Below are 16,559 nucleotides of genomic sequence, written 5' to 3'. Positions count from 1 at the left end.
ATCAGGCAGCATGGCCCGCATGTCCGTACTCACGCGCGATGAGGCGCAGCTCCGAGCACAGTTCCTCGCCGTCCACCGCTACACGGTCGAACTGGATCTCACCACCGGTGAGGAGACCTTCGGCTCCCGCACCGCGATCCGCTTCACCGCGCGGTCGGCCGGGGACACCTTCGTCGAGCTGAAGCCCACCGAGCTGCGCGCCGTCACGCTCGACGGCCGGCCCCTCGACCCCGAGACGCTCGCCGAGGGCCGGCTGCCGCTGCGCGGCCTCAGCGCCGGCGAGCACGAACTGCGGGTCGACGCGGTCATGCGCTACTCGCGCACCGGTGAGGGCATGCACCGCTTCACCGACCCCAGCGACGGCGAGACCTACGTCTACACGCAGATGTTCATGGACGACGTCCAGCGGGTCTTCGCCGCCTTCGACCAGCCCGACCTGAAGGCCGTCTTCGAGATCTCCGTGCGGGCGCCCCAGGGCTGGACCGTCCTCGCCAACGGCGTCACCGAGCAGCGCCCCGACGGCGTCTGGCAGGCCGCGCCCACCCCGCTGATCTCCACCTACCTCGCCGCCGTCGCCGCCGGCCCCTGGCACTCGGTGCGCACCGAGCACCGCGGACTGCCCTTCGGCATCCACTGCCGCCGCTCCCTCGCGCCCCACCTCGACACCGACGCCGACGAGATCTTCGACATCACGCGCGCGTGCTTCGACCGCTACCACGAGAAGTTCGAGGAGCCCTACCCCTTCGACTCCTACGACCAGGCGTTCGTCCCCGAGTTCAACGCGGGCGCCATGGAGAACCCGGGCCTGGTCACCTTCCGCGACGAGTTCGTCTTCCGCTCCGCCGTCACCGACACCGAGCGGCAGACCCGCGCCATGGTCATCGCCCACGAGATGGCCCACATGTGGTTCGGCGACCTCGTCACCCTCAAGTGGTGGGACGACATCTGGCTGAACGAGTCCTTCGCCGAGTACATGGGCTACCAGACCACCGCCGAGGCCACCCGCTTCACCGGCCCCTGGACCGAGTTCGCCGTCACCCGCAAGGCCTGGGGCTACGACGCCGACCAGCGCCCCAGCACCCACCCGGTCGCCCCCGAGAACGTCGACGACACCGCCTCCGCGCTGCTCAACTTCGACGGCATCTCCTACGCCAAGGGCGCCTCCGCGCTGCGCCAGCTCGCCGCCTGGCTCGGCGAGAAGGACTTCCTCGCCGGCATCAACACCCACTTCCAGCGCCACAAGTTCGGCAACGCCACCCTGGCCGACTTCATCGACTCCCTCGCCTCGGCCACCGACCGCGACGTGCCCGCCTGGGCCGACGCCTGGCTGCGCACCACCGGCGTCGACACCCTCACCCCCGTGATCGCCGCCGACGCCGGCACCCGCGCGCTCACCGTCGACCGCGCGGGCAGCCGCCCGCACCGCCTCACCGCCGGCCTGTACGACCACGACCTCGCCGACGAGGGCGGCCTGGTGCTGCGCGAACGCGTCGACCTGGACGTCCCGGGAGCCGCCCCGCACCCCCTCGGCAAGCGCCCCGCGCTGCTCCTGCTCAACGACGGCGACCTCACCTACGCCAAGGTCCGCTTCGACCCCGAGTCCTTCGAGGCGCTGCGCACCGGCCTCTCCGGCCTGCCCGACCCGCTCACCCGCGCGATCGTCTGGAACGCCCTGCGGGACGCCGTACGCGACGGCGAACTCCCGCCCGACGCCTACCTGGAGACGGCCCGCGCCCACCTCCCGCGCGAGAGCGACCTCGCCGTCGTCCAAGGCGTCCTCGCCTTCGCCTCCGGGCAGATCGCCGACCAGTACCTGCCGGCCGGGGAGCGCCCGGCCGCGTTGGCCACGCTCACCTCCCTCTGCCGCGACCTGCTGCGCCGCACCGAGGACGGCGACCACCCCGGCCTGCGCCTGATCGCCGTACGGCACCTGATCGCGGTGGCCGCCCACCCGGACACCATCGCCGCCTGGCTCGCCGACGGCACCGTCCCCGGCGGGCCGGAACTCGACCCCGAGTTGCGCTGGCGCATCCTGGGCCGGCTCGCCGTGCTCGGCGCCACCGACGCGGCCGCGATCGCCGCCGAGCTGGAGCGCGACCCGAGCGCCGCGGGCCAGGAGGGCGCCGCCCGCTGCCGGGCCGCCCTGCCCGACGCGGACGCCAAGCGCACCGCCTGGGACGCCATGTTCACCGGCGACGACCTGTCCAACTACCTCTTCACGGCCACCGCCCAGGGCTTCTGGCAGCCCGAACAGGCCGAGCTGGTACGGGAGTACGTGCCGCGCTTCTACGAGGACGCCGTCGCCGTCGCCGCCCGGCGCGGCCCCGCCATCGCCGTCGCCGCCGGCCGCTGGGCCTTCCCGGCCCACGCCGTCGACCCGGAGAACCTCCGCCTCGGCGAGGCCTGCCTCCACGACACCGACCTCACCCCGGCCCTCCACCGCACCCTCGCCGACCGCCTCGACGACCTGTCACGGGCGTTGCGGGTACGGGGGGACGGCGAGTAACTCCGCCGGTTCCGGGGAGGGTTGCCTACCCTCCGGGCCTCCGCAGCACCGCCCGCCGTACCCCGCCCTCCCGCGGGCCCGGTCGGCGGTCGGCCGCGGAGGCGGTCGGGACGTCGGAGTCCAGGGTGAAGCCCAGGGCGCGCAGGAAGTGTTCGCCGGGGGGCCAGCCGGGCGGGACCGTGGCCGTCACGAGGGTGGTGTCCGGCACGCGGGAGAGCAGCGAGGCGGCCAGGGCGCGGCCGAGACCCCGTCCGCGGGCCCAGGGCGCGAGCAGGAACACGCCCACCGCCACGGCCCCCGGCTCCGGGTGGTCCCGCACGGCGTCCACCACGCCGGCCACCACCCCGTCCCGCTCCAGCACCAGCAGCACCTTGTCTCCGGCATCCGCGCCCTCCGGCAGCGCGTAGCACAGGCTCTGCACGTCACCGGGGCCCGAGGGCAGCCCCGTCGCCGCCACGAACCAGTCCTCGCACTCCTCGAACAGGGTCAGCAGCGCTTCCTCGTCGCCCGGGGCGAGGTCGCGTACGAGCACCCGCTCCCCGGGCACGTCGATCCTCCACGCGTCAGCCATTCGAGCGAGGTTAGCGCGCACGGCCCCGCACCCGACATGTTTTCCTCGCACGGCAGTACCCACTTTCGGGTACTCCTTCCCGGCCTTCCGGGACACGCGGCCCGCTTCCCGTACAAGCTGGAAGCCCCGGACAGAAACGTCGGCACGCCGCGGAGGAACCCCATGAGCACGCCGCCGCCCCTCGCCTCAGGGCCCGAAGGCCCCGCCGCCCTGCGGCCGTTGCTCGACACCGTCCTCGACGCGCTCGCGGCCGGCACCCGGGCCCGCCGCGGCCCGCTGCCCGCCGGCGGCCCGGAGGAGGTCGCCGCGCGCCTCGCCCTCGCCACCGGCGACATCCTGCCGGCCACCGGCGACCCCGACGCCCTGCGGATCCTCGTGCACGCCCTCGCCGCGGGCGCCGCCGACCCCGCCGACCCGCTGTGCGCGGCCCATCTGCACTGCCCGCCGCTCGCCGTGGCCACCGCCGCCGACCTCGCCGTCAGCGCCCTCAACCCGTCCCTGGACTCCTGGGACCAGGCCCCGGCCGCCGCCGCCCTGGAAGCCCGGGTCACCCGCACCCTCGCCCGCGCCGCCGGACTCGCCGACGCCCTCGTCACCACCGGCGGCACCGAGTCCAACCAACTCGCCCTGCTGCTCGCCCGCGAGACGCACGGCGCCGGTGTCCGCCTGGTCTGCGGCGCCAACGCCCACCACTCCCTGCCCCGCGCCGCCTGGCTGCTCGGCCTGCCCGAACCGGTCGTCGTCCCGGCACCGAGCGGCACCCTCGACCCGGCCGCCCTCGACCAGGCCCTCACCACCCTGTCCGGACCCCTGCTGGTCGCCGCCACCGCCGGCACCACCGACGCCGGCCTGATCGACCCGCTGCCCGAGATCGCCGCCCTGTGCGCCGCCCACCGCACCCGTCTGCACATCGACGCGGCGTACGGCGGTGGGCTGCTGTTCAGCGACCGCCACCGCGACCAGCTCGCCGGCCTCGAAGCCGCCGACACCGTCACCCTCGACCTGCACAAGCTCGGCTGGCAGCCGGTCGCCGCCGGCCTCCTCGCCCTCGCCGACCCCGGCGAACCCGCCGCGCTCCACCAGAGCGCCGACTACCTGAACGCCGACGACGACACCGAGGCCGGCCTCCCCGACCTGCTCGGCCGCTCCCTGCGCACCACCCGCCGCCCCGACATCCTCAAGATCGCCGTCACCCTCAAGACCCTCGGCCGCACCGGACTCGGCGCCCTGGTCGACCAGGTCTGCGCCCGCGCCCGCGAGTTCGCCGCCCTGATCGCCGCGCACCCCGGCTTCGAGCTGTACGACCGCCCCGCCATCAGCACCGTCCTGTTCCGGCCCACCGACGCCACCGACGCCGAGGTGGCCGCCGTCCGCCGGACCCTGCTGCACGAGGGCCGGGCCGTCCTGGGCCGCGCCCGGCTCGACGGCCGGCTCTGGCTCAAGGCCACCCTCCTCAACCCCCGCACCGGGCCCGACGACCTGGCCCAGCTGCTGAAACTCGTAGAAGGAACGACCACCGGATGACCATCCCCCCACCCGCCGAGCCCGCCTCCCCCCGCGACCTCGTCGGCATCGGCATCGGCCCCTGCAACCTCTCCCTGGCCGCGCTCGCCCACCCGCTCGCCGAACTCGACGCGGTCTTCTACGAGCAGCGCCCCGGCTTCGACTGGCACCCCGGCCTGCTCATCGAGGGCGCCACCATCCAGGTCCCGTTCCTCGCCGACCTGGTGACCCTCGCCGATCCCACCAGCCCCTGGAGCTTCCTGAACTACCTCAGGACCCGCCAGCGGATCTTCCCCTTCTACTTCGCCGAGCGCTTCCACATCCAGCGCGCCGAGTACGACGCCTACTGCCGCTGGGTCACCGAGAACCTCCCCGGGCTGCGCTTCCGCCACCAGGTCGACGCCGTCCGCTGGAACCCCGAGCGGGACGTCTTCGAGGTCGACCACACCCAGCTCGACCCCGCCGGCGAGGCCGAGGCCCTCGGCCGCACCTACACCCGCAACATCGTCCTCGGCGTCGGCACCGCCCCCCACGTGCCCGACCCGCTGCGGCCCCTCGTGGACGCGCCCGGCGTCCCGGTCGTGCACGCCGCCGACTACCTCGCCCACCGCGCCACCGTCCTCGCCGCCGGACACGTCACCGTCGTCGGCTCGGGGCAGTCGGGCGCCGAGATCTTCCTCGACCTGCTCCGGCACCGCCCCGACGGCCAGGAGAAGCTGCACTGGATCGGCCGCACCGAGGCGTTCGCGCCGATGGAGTACTCCAAACTCGGCCTGGAGCACTTCACCCCCGACTACACCCGCTACTTCCACGCCCTCGCCGAACCGGTCCGCGACCGCCTCGTCGCCGCCCAGTGGCAGCTGCACAAGGGCATCGACGCCGGCACCCTCGCCGCCATCCACGACGAGCTGTATCGGCGCACCCTGAACGGCGGCTGGCCCGACGCCGTCCTCACCCCCGGCGTCCGGGTCCGCACCGCCGGCCGGATCGCCACCAGCAAGATCGAGCTGCATCTGGAGCACCTCCAGCAGGGCAGCCGCTCCCGGCTCAGCACTGACGCGGTCGTCCTCGCCACCGGCTACCGCGAGCGCCCCCTCGGCCGCCTGCTCGCCGGCCTCGACCCCTATCTGCGCCGCGACAGCAGCGAACGCCCGCGCATCGACGAGGACTTCCGGCTGGTCCTCGACCCCTCCGTCACCGGCTCGGTGTACGTGCAGAACGCCGAGCTGCACACCCACGGCGTCGGCGCCCCGGACCTGGGCCTCGCCGCCTGGCGCAGCGCCACCATCCTCAACTCCCTGACCGGCAAGGACCCCTACCCGCTGCCGACCCGCACCGCCTTCACCAGCTTCGGTCTGGAAGAGGCCCGGGTGCCGGGATCCCGGCAGGAGAAACGGCTGACCCCGCTCGTCGACGAACGGTGACGAGCGGGGCGGCGGCTCAGAACACGGGGGTGCCGTCCCGCGTCAGCTTCCAGTCCACCGAGGCGAAGTCCTTCGGGTCCAGCACGCCCTTGGCGGTGACCCACTCGGCGATCCGGGTGCGGATCTCCGTCGACTCCGACCACAGCTCCTTCGCCGTGGCGACACCCGGGAAGGCGCCGCCGCCGTTGGCCCGGTAGTTGTTCACGGCGAACACGAACTGCGCCGCGTCGTCCAGCGGGGCACCGCCGCGGGTCAGGTTCCTGATCCGCGAACCGGCCGGCTGGGCGATGTCGATGTCGTACGACAGACCGGAGACGTAGTCGTAGTTGTAGTCCGGGCGGTCCCCGGCGTTGGTCAGCTTGTCCACGTCGACGGGTGCGCCGGCCGCCGTCTGCGTGAAGTACCCCGCCGAGTACTCCAGGTAGGCCCGCACCTGGGCGCCCGTCATCAGCTTGGCGACCAGCGTGTTGTCGTACACGTACAGGCTCGACAGGTCCCGGATCGTCACGTCGCCGGCCGGGATCTGCGAGGTCCGGGAGAACGGCGAGGCCTGCGCGAGCACCGGCAGCGAGGCGTACTCGGTGCCCGCCAGCGCGGCCTTGACCACGTCCTCCTGCACCTTGGTGATCAGGTCGATGATCGGGGCGTCCTTGTACCGCGCCTCGACCGTGGTCAGCGTCTCGGTCGCCCGGCCCACCACCTGGTTGACGTACGCCACCACCTTGGCGTGCTCGTCCTTCAACAGCCGGGTGATCTTCGGGTCGTCGGCGACGGAGTTGGAGTTGCGCAGCGAGGCGGAGACCGACTCCACCTCCCAGCGGCCCCGCTTGTACACCAGCTCGATGTCGAACAGGGTCAGCCGCTCGGCGTAGCACAGCGGCTCCGACAGCACGACCGTCTTCCCGGTCTTCTCGTTGACGACCTTCAGCTCCGGGATCTCCACGTGCGCGTGGCCGACCAGGATCGCGTCGATACCGGGCACCTGCCGCGCCACGTTGGCCGCCGCGTTCTCCACGTACGGCACCTGGTCGCCGTACGAGGAGGTGCCGGACGTGCCCGAGTGCGCGGAGACCACGACCACGTCGGCGCCGAGCGCCCGCAGCCTCGGCACCCACTTCGCGGCCTGCTCCTCAAGCCCCTCGAACTTCAGCTTGCCCTGGACGTAGGCCTTGTCCCAGATGGCGATGCCCGGGTTGGTGAGCCCGAGGACCCCGACCTTGACCGGCCGCGCGCCGGGCACGTGGAAGGTCTTGACGAAGTACGGCGGGAACGCCGGCCGCAGCGTCTTGGCGTCGACCGCGTTGGCGCCGAGCAGCGGGAAGTCGAGCTGGTCCTCGAACGTGCGCAGGGTCTCGATGCCGTAGTTGAACTCGTGGTTGCCGAGGGCCGCCGCGTCGTAGCCGATCGCGTTCATCGCCTGCGCCATCGGGTGCACCGGGCCGCCCTTGGCGGTGATCGGGTCGACCTTGGCGTAGTAGTAGGTCAGCGGGGTGCCCTGGATGGTGTCGCCGGCGTCCAGCAGCAGGGTGTTGCGGCGGCCCTTCTCGGCGCGCACCTGGTTCACCAGGGTGGAGATGCGGGCGAGGCCGGTGGCGTTGCCGGCCGGGTCGGTGTACTCGGCGTCCTTGAAGTAGTCCCAGTTGAAGACGTGGCCGTGCAGGTCGGTCGTGCCCATGACGGTCAGCGAGTGCCGCTTCACGTGGTGTCCCGGGCGCTCGTGCCGCTCGGCCGCCTCGGCCGTTGGGGCCGCCGCCGCGCCGGCGACCGCCACTCCCGCTCCGGTGACGGCGGACTTCTTCAGGAACTTCCGGCGGTTCAACGGCATCTCGGGCTCTCCTCGGGGGTTCGGGGCGGGGTTCGGGGTGGCGGCGCGCGGTGACGACGCGCGTAGATTCTGACCTGAACATGACCCTGAACGCCAGGGTTCCCGGACCGGGAATTCGCTCATCGGAGCGAGTGGTCGCACACTTCAACACTTGTCAATAACGCTTCACGCAAAGGTTGTTGAGTCGTCATGCCGCCCGGATTCTCTACCGACGGGTAAGGCCTAGGCTCGAACCATGCGCCGAGCAAAGATCGTCTGTACTCTGGGGCCCGCCACCGACTCGTACGACCAGATCAAGGCACTGGTCGAGGCCGGAATGGACGTGGCCCGGTTCAACCTCAGCCACGGCACCCACGCCGAGCACGAGGAGCGCTACCAGCGGGTGCGCAAGGCCGCCGACGAGACCGGCCGCAGCGTCGGACTGCTCGCCGACCTTCAAGGCCCGAAGATCCGGCTCGGCCGGTTCGCCGAGGGCCCGGTACTCCTTGAACGCGGCGACAGCTTCACCATCACCGTCGAGGAGGGCGTCGCGGGCGACCGCCACCGGTGCGGGACGACCTACGGCGGACTCGCCGCCGACGTCGCACCCGGCGAACGCGTCCTCGTCGACGACGGCAAGGTCTGCCTGGAGGTCACCGCCGTCGACGGCCCCCGCGTCCGCACCCGGGTGGTCGAGGGCGGTCTGGTCTCCGACCACAAGGGCCTCAACCTCCCCGGCGTCGCCGTCTCCGTCCCCGCCCTCTCCCCGAAGGACGAGGAGGACCTGCGCTGGGCGCTGCGCACCGGGTTCGACGTCATCGCCCTCTCCTTCGTCCGCAGCGGCGACGACATCCGGGGCGTGCACCGCATCATGGCCGAGGAGGGCCGGCGGCTCCCGGTGATCGCGAAGATCGAGAAGCCGCAGGCCGTGCAGAACATCGACGACATCGTGGCCGCCTTCGACGGCATCATGGTGGCCCGCGGCGACCTCGGCGTGGAGATGCCGCTGGAGCAGGTGCCGATCGTCCAGAAGCGCGCCGTCAAGCTCGCCCGGCGCAACGCCAAGCCGGTCATCGTCGCCACCCAGATGCTCGACTCCATGGTCGACAACTCCCGGCCCACCCGCGCCGAGGCCTCCGACGTCGCCAACGCGGTCCTGGACGGCACGGACGCGGTGATGCTCTCCGGCGAGACCAGCGTCGGCAGGTACGCCATCGAGACCGTGCGCACCATGGCGAAGATCGTCGCCGCGGCCGAGGAGGACATGCTGGCGCAGGGGCTGCCGCCGCTGACCGAGCGGAACAAACCGCGCACCCAGGCCGGCGCGGTCGCGCGGGCCGCGGCCGAGATGGGCGACTTCCTCGGCGCGAAGTTCCTGGTCGCGTTCACCCAGTCCGGGGACACCGCCCGCCGGCTGTCCCGCTACCGCTCGCCGATCCCGCTGCTCGCCTTCACCCCCGAGCCCGCCACCCGCTCCCAGCTCAGCCTCACCTGGGGCGCCGAGACCTTCCTCGGCCCGCACGTCGACTCCACGGACGCCATGGTCGACCAGGTCGACGAACTCCTCCTGCGCTACGGCCGCTGCGCCAAGGGCGACACCGTGGTGATCACCGCCGGCTCCCCACCCGGAATCTCCGGCTCCACCAACCTGGTCCGCGTCCACCACATCGGCGAGGACGACACCTCGGGGGCGTGACACCGGGGTACGAGAAAGGGCCCCTACCCGAGGGGCCCTGCAAAGTCCTGACCTTCGGATCCCAGGAAAAGTGCCCCGAGTCGGACTCGAACCGACACTGTACGGGTTTTGAATCCGTTGCCTGCTGCCAATTGGGCTACCGGGGCTCGCAGAATCCAAGGCTTCCCCCGACCCTCCGCGCGTCCACCATACCGTAGCTAGGTAGGCTCTTGTCAGCAGTGCCCCTGCCCTGAACGAGGAGCCACCCGTGACCGCCGAGTCGCCCCAGCCCGTAGACGTGCCCGACGACGACAAGTCGCACGTGCCTCCGCTGACGACCCGTGTCGTCATCGCCGAGGACGAGGCCCTGATCCGGCTGGACCTGAAAGAGATGCTGGAGGAGGAGGGGTACACCGTCGTCGGTGAGGCGGGGGACGGCGAGCAGGCCGTGGAGCTGGCCCGTGAGCACAAGCCGGACCTGGTCATCCTGGACGTGAAGATGCCCAAGCTGGACGGCATCTCCGCGGCCGAGAAGATCGCCGAGGAGTCCATCGCGCCGGTCCTCATGCTCACCGCCTTCTCGCAGCGCGACCTGGTCGAGCGCGCCCGGGACGCCGGTGCCATGGCGTACCTGGTCAAGCCGTTCAGCAAGAGCGACGTGGTGCCCGCCATCGAGATGGCCGTCTCCCGCTTCACCGAGCTGAAGCAGCTGGAGCAGGAGGTCGCCGACCTCACCCAGCGCCTGGAGACCCGCAAGCTGGTCGACCGCGCCAAGTCGATCCTCCAGACCGAGTACGGCCTGAGCGAGCCGGCCGCCTTCCGCTGGATCCAGAAGACCTCCATGGACCGCCGCATGTCGATGCAGCAGGTCGCGGAGGCGGTCATCACGGACAGCGACGAGAAGAAATCCGCGAAGAAGGGCTGAGCGTCCCCGCGTACGGCTGAGGCCCGCGCCCCGGAAGGGGACGCGGGCCTCACCGCCGTGGCCAGGCGATCAGTCCTCGCCGAGGTACGCCTTCCGCACCGACTCGTCGTGCAGCAGGTTCTGCCCGCTGCCCGACAGGACGATGTTGCCGATCTCCATGACATGACCCTGGTCGGCCAGCGAGAGCGCGGCCTGCGCGTTCTGCTCGACCAGCAGGATCGTGGTGCCCTGGGACTTCAGCTCGGCGATCGTCGCCATGATCTTCTGCATCATGATCGGCGACAGCCCCATCGACGGCTCGTCCAGCATCAGCAGCTTCGGCTGGGACATCAGCGCCCGGCCCATCGCCAGCATCTGCTGCTCACCGCCCGAGAGGGTGCCCGCGGCCTGCTTGCGCCGCTCCCCGAGGATCGGGAAGAGGTCGTAGGCGCGCTGGATGTCCTTCTCGATGCCCGGCTTGTCGGTGCGCAGGAACGCGCCGAGTCGCAGGTTGTCCTCGATGGTCATGCGCGGGAAGATGTGCCGCCCCTCGGGGGAGTGGGCGAGCCCCAGCGACACGATCTGGTGCGCCGGCACCTTCTTCAGCGACTTGCCGTTGAACCGGATCTGTCCGCCGACCGGCTTCAGCAGCCCGGACAGCGTGCGCAGGGTGGTGGTCTTGCCGGCGCCGTTGGTGCCGATGAGGGTGACCACCTGACCGGCGTCGACCTTGAACGAGATGCCCTTGACGGCCTCGATCTTGCCGTAGGCGACCCGCAGGTCCTCCACTTCCAGCAGTGCGGTCATCAGTCGTTCTCCTTGCCGGGCGCGGCGTGCGCGGTGGTCTCGGCCCCTGCCTCGGCGGCCTCCACCTCGGCCACCTCCTCGGCGCCGGGCGCGTCCTCGTAGGGCTCGCCCAGGTAGGCGGCGACCACCCGCTCGTCGCCCTGGACGGTGGCGCTGTCGCCCTCGACCAGCTTCTCGCCCTGCACGAGGACGGCGACCCGGTCGCACAGGTTGAAGATGAAGCGCATGTCGTGCTCGATGACGAGGACGGCGATGCCCATGTCCCGGATGGCGAAGACGAGTTCCTCGGTGGTCCGGGTCTCCTGCGGGTTCATGCCGGCGGTCGGCTCGTCCAGCAGCAGCAGTCCGGGCTCGCTGGCCAGGGCGCGGGCGATCTCCAGCTTGCGCTGCTCGCCGTAGGGGAGGTTGCGGGCGAGGTGTTCGGCCTTGTGGTCGAGGCCGACGAACGCCAGCAGTTCCATGGCCCGGTCCCGGGAGGCCTTCTCGGCCCGGTGGAAGCCGGGGCCGCGCAGGACGGCGGACCAGAAGCCCTCCTTGGTGCGGGTGTGCCGGCCGACCAGGACGTTCTCCAGGACGGTCATGTTGGCGAACAGCCGGATGTTCTGGAAGGTGCGGGCGATGCCGGCCGCGGTGACCTTGAAGGACTTGGGCGGCAGGACGGCGCCCTTGTAGCGGACCTCGCCCTCGGTGGGGACGTAGAGGCCGGTCAGGCAGTTGAAGAAGGTCGTCTTGCCGGCGCCGTTGGGGCCGATGAGTCCGACGATCTCGCCGGCGTTGACGGTGAGGTCGACGTCGCGTACGGCGGTCAGGCCGCCGAAGCGCATGGTCACGCCGCGGGCGTCGAGGACGGTCTCGCCGGGCGCCGGCGCCACGGCCGCGCCGCCCTGGGTGGTGGTGTCGGTGGTCATGGTGGTCAGGCCCCCGCCTTCGTCAGGGAGGTGGGCGCTTCCGCGTCCTCGTGGAACTCCAGCTGGCGGCGCCGGTTGGGGATGAGGCCCTCGGGGCGGAACCGCATCAGCAGGATGAGCGCGACTCCGAAGGCGAAGAGCTGGTAGTTGCCCAGGAACTGGAGCTTGTTCGGGATCAGGAAGAGCAGGGCCGCGCCGATCAGCGGGCCGCTGATGGTGCCCATGCCGCCGAGGACGACCGCGGCCAGCAGGAAGGCCGAGTTCGGCGGGATGGCGCCGGCGAACAGGTACTGCTCGGGCGTCACGGTGTAGGTGACGTGGGCCTGGACGGTGCCGGCGAGACCGGCCAGCGAGGCGCCGACGGCGAAGGCGATGAGCTTGACCCGGAAGCCGTTGATGCCCATGGCGAGCGCGGCGGTCTCGTCCTCGCGGATGGCGACCCAGGCGCGGCCGATGCGGGAGTTGCCGCTGCGGCGGAAGACCAGCACCACGACCGCGGTGATGATCAGCATCAGGAAGAAGTAGTTCGCGAACCGTCCGATGGTGAAGCCGCCGACGTCGTGCTGGTTGCCGAAGTCGAAGCCGAGGACGTTGATGTTCGGGATCGAGGAGATGCCGTTGGAGCCGTTGGTGATGTCCGGTCCTGAGGTGCCGTCCAGGTTGTTGGCCGTGATCCGGAAGATCTCACCGAAGCCGAGGGTGACGATGGCCAGGTAGTCGCCGCGCAGCCGCAGGGTCGGGGCGCCGATGAGGACGCCGAAGACCAGCGAGGCGGCGGCGCCGACCAGGACGGCGGCCCAGAACGGGAAGTGCACGTCGAAGGGGGAGCTGGGGGAGCCGGAGACCAGGGCCGCCGCGTAGGCGCCGACGCCGAGGAAGGCGACGTAGCCGAGGTCGAGCAGGCCGGCGAGGCCGACGACGATGTTCAGGCCGAGGGCGACGGTGGCGAAGATCAGGATGTAGACGCCGAGGGTCGCGTACTGGTCGTCGGTCTGGGTGAAGGGGAACAGCGCCGCCGCGACGAAGGCGCCGCAGACGGTGATGTTCTGGTGCCGGGCGGTGATCTGCGAGGCCTGCGCGATCAGTCCCGCCTTGTTGAGGGCGGCGAACGCGAAGCCGGCGGTGATCAGGAAGCCGATGAACAGCTCGTCGTACTCGGTGCCGATGCCGTAGGTGAAGACGGTCAGGCCGAGCGCGAGGACCGCGACGATGATGAGGATCTCGGCGTACGACGGCAGCTTGCCCACGGGACGCGGGGCCCCGCCGGCGAACACGGCCTTGGTCGTCTGCCACGTGTGCCCGAGGCTGTGCTTGGTCTTCTCCCAGCCCGTGTCGTCCGGGTCGATCGGGTCGGGCTCGGGCCGCTGGAACGGCAGGGCGAGCGCGCCGGCGAAGGCGGCGAGGCTGGCCACGGCGGCCAGGATGCCGCCGGGCTCCAGGTTGACGAGCCCGCCGAGTTCGCTGCTGATCGACAGGACCGTGTACCAGGTGGTGGCGAAGGCGGCCAGGGTGGCGAACCGCAGGGCCGCGTCGGGGCCGGCGGGCACCAGCCGGCCGAGGCCGCGCACGCCGTAGGAGGCGACGGCGAGGAGGGTGGCGAGCAGGGCGCCGATGAGGACGAGGACCTGGAGTCCGCCCGGGTAGCCGTAGACGGTGAGGTCACCGGGGAAGTCGGCGGTCCACGTCCAGGCGAGGAAGGTGGAGAGGACGGTCAGCGCGCTGCCGCCGAGGGCGAGGCCGCGGGCGGCCTTCTCGGGCAGGGGCAGCAGGCCGGCCGGGGCTTTGGCGGCGGGGGCGCTGGGGGTCTCGGGTGCGGTGGTCTGTGTGGTCATCGAAGTCACGCCCTGTCCGCGACGCGCTCGCCGAGCAGGCCCTGCGGCCTGAACAGCAGTACGAGGATGAGGAGTACGAAGGCCCAGACGTCGGCCCAGGTCTGGCTGCCGAACTTGTCCATGCCCGGGATGTCGGCGATGTAGGCGGTGGCGAGGGTCTCGGCCACACCGAGGACCACGCCGCCGATCATGGCGCCGTAGATGTTGCCGATGCCGCCGAGGACGGCCGCGGTGAACGCCTTCAGGCCGAGGATGAAGCCCATGCGGAAGTTGATCTCGCCGTACTTCAGGCCGTAGGCGACGGCTCCGACGGCGGCGAACGCGGCGCCGAGGGCGAACGCGATCACGATGATGCGGTCGGTGTTGACGCCCATCAGCTTGGCGGTGTCCGGGTCCTGGGCGGTGGCCTGCATACCGCGTCCGGTCCGGGTCTTCATCACGAAGTAGGCGAGGATCGCCATGCTGATCGGGGCGGCGGCGACCAGGAAGATGTCGCCGGTCTGGATGGTGACACTGCCGATCTCGAAGGGGCCGCCGGAGATCTGCGGGAAGGTGCGCGCGGACTTGGCCTCCGGGTACCAGGCCCACACCGCCTGCTGGAGCGCGAGCGAGAGACCGATGGCCGTGATGAGCGGCGCGAGGCGGGGCGCGGTGCGCAGGGGCCGGTAGGCGAACCGTTCCGCCCCGACGGCGATGGCGACCGAGACGACGACGGCGCCGACGATCATCAGGGGCAGCGCGATCCACATGGTGGTGCCGCCGGGAAGCCAGAGCCAAACGGTGAGAGCGCCGAACGCTCCCGTCATGAATATCTCGCCGTGGGCGAAGTTGATGAGCTGGACAATGCCATAGACCATCGTGTAGCCGATGGCGACCAGCCCGTACATGGATCCCAGTAGCAGGCCGTTGACCAGCTGCTGCGGCAGTTCGTTCACCGCATGTCCTCCGAGACGTTCGGAAAGTGTGACGGATGTAGGCCGGATGCGAGTCCGCGCGGGGCGCCAGTGGAACAGCGCCCCGCGCGGCTCATGGAGTGGTGCGGGCGGTGGATCAGCCGGTGAAGGTACCGGACTTGACGGGCGCCCAGGCACCGTTCTTCACGGCGTACACCGTGAGCTGCTTGTTGGTCGCGTCGCCGAACTCGTCGAAGGAGACCTTGCCGGTCACACCGTCGAAGGAGACGTTCTGCACGGCCTCGGTGACCTTGGCGCGGGCGTCGGAGGGCAGCTTGCCGCCGTTGTCGTCGACGACCTTCTTCACAGCCTCGATGACCGCCCAGGCGGAGTCGTAGGAGTAGCCGCCGTAGGCCGAGTACTCCTCCTTGTAGCCGGCGTCCTTGTAGTCGGAGACGAACTGCTTGGCCGAGGGCAGGTCCTCGACCGGGGCGCCGACCGAGGTGGCGAGGTCGCCGGTGCTGTCGGCGCCGGCCAGCTTCATGAAGGTGTCGTCCTTGATGCCGTCACCGCCGACCAGCGGGATCTTCGCGCCGGCGGCCTTGATCTGCTTGCTCAGCGGGCCGGCCTGCGGGTACTCGCCGCCGTAGTAGACGACCTCGGCGCCCGAGTTCTTCACCTTGGTGGCGATCGCGGAGAAGTCCTTGGCGTCCGGGTTGATGTGCTCGGTGCCGACCACCTTGCCGCCGAGCTTCTTGAACTCGTCCGTGAAGGTGGCGGCCAGGCCCGCGCCGTAGGTCTTCTTGTCGTCGATGACGAAGACCTTCTTCTTCTTGGCCGTGTTGTAGACGTACTGCGCGGCGAACGGGCCCTGGATGGCGTCCGTGGTCGCGGTGCGGAAGTACGCCTTGTACGGGCGGACCTTCTTGTTCTGCCAGTCCGCGCCCTGGGTCAGGGCGGGGCCGGTGTTGGCCGGGGACACCTGGACCAGCTTGGCGTCGTCGAAGACCTTCTGCATCGACTCGGCGACCGAGGAGTTCAGCGGGCCGACGACACCCAGCGTGTCCTTGTCCGAGACGAACGAGGACGCGTTCTGCTGGCCGGCGGACGGCTGCGCCTGGTCGTCGAGGGCCTTGATCTTGAAGGTGACGCCCTTGACGTAGTTCTTCTTGTTGGCGTTCTTGGCGGCGAGGTCCGCGGAGTTCTTGATCCCGAGGCCCATGGCGGACAGGTCGCCGGTCAGCGGGGCGTCGACACCGATGACGACGGTGGTGCCGCCGCTGCCGGAGTCCGAGCCCTTGTCGCCGCTGTCGCGCGAACCGCAGGCGGTGAGGGTGAGCGCTCCCGCCGCCAGCGCGGCGGTGATGGCGATAAGCGAACGTTGACGCACGATCAGTCCTTTCCCCGGAACAACCGCATCCCCATGGAAGCGGTCGAGTCGCGCGCCGCGCTGAAGTGTTAATCCGATGGCGCGGTGACTGGCCGTGACTCTAAGCGTGTGTGGGGAACGTGGAGGAGTGTCTGACCGAGGCTGTGACGCTCTTGTTATGACACGACGTATTGCGGAGCGGTGCGCGAAGGGAAGAACGGTGGAATTCAGGGGGATTCGCGGTGTCCGCATTCTGAGAACTCCCAGCACCGGCCATGATCATTCCAGGTGTCTCAGGCGTTTTGCTGATTACCTTCAGCCGTTGCCGCAAGCTACTTTCAGGGCTTCGGAGAGGCGGTGGGC

Annotated in this window: 12 protein-coding genes and 1 tRNA gene; 5 read left to right on the top strand and 8 right to left on the bottom strand. The window is 70.9% G+C overall.

Features of this window, described 5'->3' with window-relative positions:
- Window positions 1-19: 19 nt before the first annotated feature.
- Window positions 20-2,506: an aminopeptidase N gene (pepN, locus tag NX794_RS22350; protein ID WP_258780493.1), complete on the top strand. Its 2,487-nt coding sequence runs from the start codon at window positions 20-22 to the stop codon at window positions 2,504-2,506.
- Window positions 2,507-2,531: 25 nt separating this feature from the next.
- On the opposite strand, the gene NX794_RS22345 is transcribed toward pepN, so the two are convergent.
- The gene (locus tag NX794_RS22345; protein ID WP_258780492.1) at window positions 2,532-3,077 is read right to left on the bottom strand and encodes a GNAT family N-acetyltransferase; all 546 of its coding nucleotides are present in this window, start codon (window positions 3,075-3,077) and stop codon (window positions 2,532-2,534) included.
- 162 nt (window positions 3,078-3,239) lie between these two features.
- Between NX794_RS22345 and NX794_RS22340 the strand changes: the two genes are divergently transcribed.
- Both NX794_RS22340 and NX794_RS22335 read left to right on the top strand, forming a co-directional pair.
- Window positions 3,240-4,601 carry a pyridoxal phosphate-dependent decarboxylase family protein gene (locus tag NX794_RS22340; RefSeq protein ID WP_258780491.1) on the top strand — a complete coding sequence of 454 codons (1,362 nt, stop codon included), beginning with the start codon at window positions 3,240-3,242 and terminating at the stop codon, window positions 4,599-4,601.
- The gene (locus tag NX794_RS22335; protein WP_258780490.1) at window positions 4,598-6,004 is read left to right on the top strand and encodes a lysine N(6)-hydroxylase/L-ornithine N(5)-oxygenase family protein; all 1,407 of its coding nucleotides are present in this window, start codon (window positions 4,598-4,600) and stop codon (window positions 6,002-6,004) included. Before NX794_RS22340 ends, NX794_RS22335 begins: the two co-directional genes overlap by 4 nt.
- A 16-nt stretch (window positions 6,005-6,020) precedes the next feature.
- On the opposite strand, the gene NX794_RS22330 is transcribed toward NX794_RS22335, so the two are convergent.
- A complete protein-coding gene (locus NX794_RS22330; RefSeq protein ID WP_258780489.1) occupies window positions 6,021-7,829 on the bottom strand; it encodes a bifunctional metallophosphatase/5'-nucleotidase in 1,809 nt (602 codons plus the stop codon).
- 235 nt (window positions 7,830-8,064) lie between these two features.
- Between NX794_RS22330 and pyk the strand changes: the two genes are divergently transcribed.
- Window positions 8,065-9,504 carry a pyruvate kinase gene (gene pyk / locus NX794_RS22325; protein ID WP_258780488.1) on the top strand — a complete coding sequence of 480 codons (1,440 nt, stop codon included), beginning with the start codon at window positions 8,065-8,067 and terminating at the stop codon, window positions 9,502-9,504.
- 71 nt (window positions 9,505-9,575) lie between these two features.
- Here the strand turns inward: pyk and NX794_RS22320 are convergent.
- A tRNA-Leu gene (locus tag NX794_RS22320) sits at window positions 9,576-9,650 on the bottom strand.
- Between the two features lie 101 nt (window positions 9,651-9,751).
- Here NX794_RS22320 and NX794_RS22315 point away from each other — a divergent pair.
- Window positions 9,752-10,408: an ANTAR domain-containing response regulator gene (locus tag NX794_RS22315; protein WP_258780486.1), complete on the top strand. Its 657-nt coding sequence runs from the start codon at window positions 9,752-9,754 to the stop codon at window positions 10,406-10,408.
- Window positions 10,409-10,477: 69 nt separating this feature from the next.
- On the opposite strand, the gene NX794_RS22310 is transcribed toward NX794_RS22315, so the two are convergent.
- The 5 genes from NX794_RS22310 to NX794_RS22290 form a co-directional block, all read right to left on the bottom strand.
- Window positions 10,478-11,194, bottom strand: a complete 717-nt coding sequence (locus tag NX794_RS22310; RefSeq protein ID WP_258780484.1) for an ABC transporter ATP-binding protein — start codon at window positions 11,192-11,194, stop codon at window positions 10,478-10,480.
- Window positions 11,194-12,102: an ABC transporter ATP-binding protein gene (locus NX794_RS22305; protein WP_258780483.1), complete on the bottom strand. Its 909-nt coding sequence runs from the start codon at window positions 12,100-12,102 to the stop codon at window positions 11,194-11,196. Before NX794_RS22305 ends, NX794_RS22310 begins: the two co-directional genes overlap by 1 nt.
- A 5-nt stretch (window positions 12,103-12,107) precedes the next feature.
- Complete coding sequence (locus NX794_RS22300) at window positions 12,108-13,934, bottom strand: branched-chain amino acid ABC transporter permease (protein WP_258780482.1); 1,827 nt, start codon at window positions 13,932-13,934, stop codon at window positions 12,108-12,110.
- Between the two features lie 5 nt (window positions 13,935-13,939).
- The gene (locus NX794_RS22295; RefSeq protein WP_258780480.1) at window positions 13,940-14,869 is read right to left on the bottom strand and encodes a branched-chain amino acid ABC transporter permease; all 930 of its coding nucleotides are present in this window, start codon (window positions 14,867-14,869) and stop codon (window positions 13,940-13,942) included.
- Between the two features lie 115 nt (window positions 14,870-14,984).
- Window positions 14,985-16,217, bottom strand: a complete 1,233-nt coding sequence (locus NX794_RS22290) for a branched-chain amino acid ABC transporter substrate-binding protein (protein ID WP_258780479.1) — start codon at window positions 16,215-16,217, stop codon at window positions 14,985-14,987.
- Window positions 16,218-16,559 lie beyond the last annotated feature (342 nt).

It is taken from the genome of Streptomyces pyxinicus, from assembly GCF_024753135.1.
GTDB lineage: Bacteria > Actinomycetota > Actinomycetes > Streptomycetales > Streptomycetaceae > Streptomyces > Streptomyces pyxinicus.
This window is presented reverse-complemented; position numbering and strand designations above follow the sequence as displayed.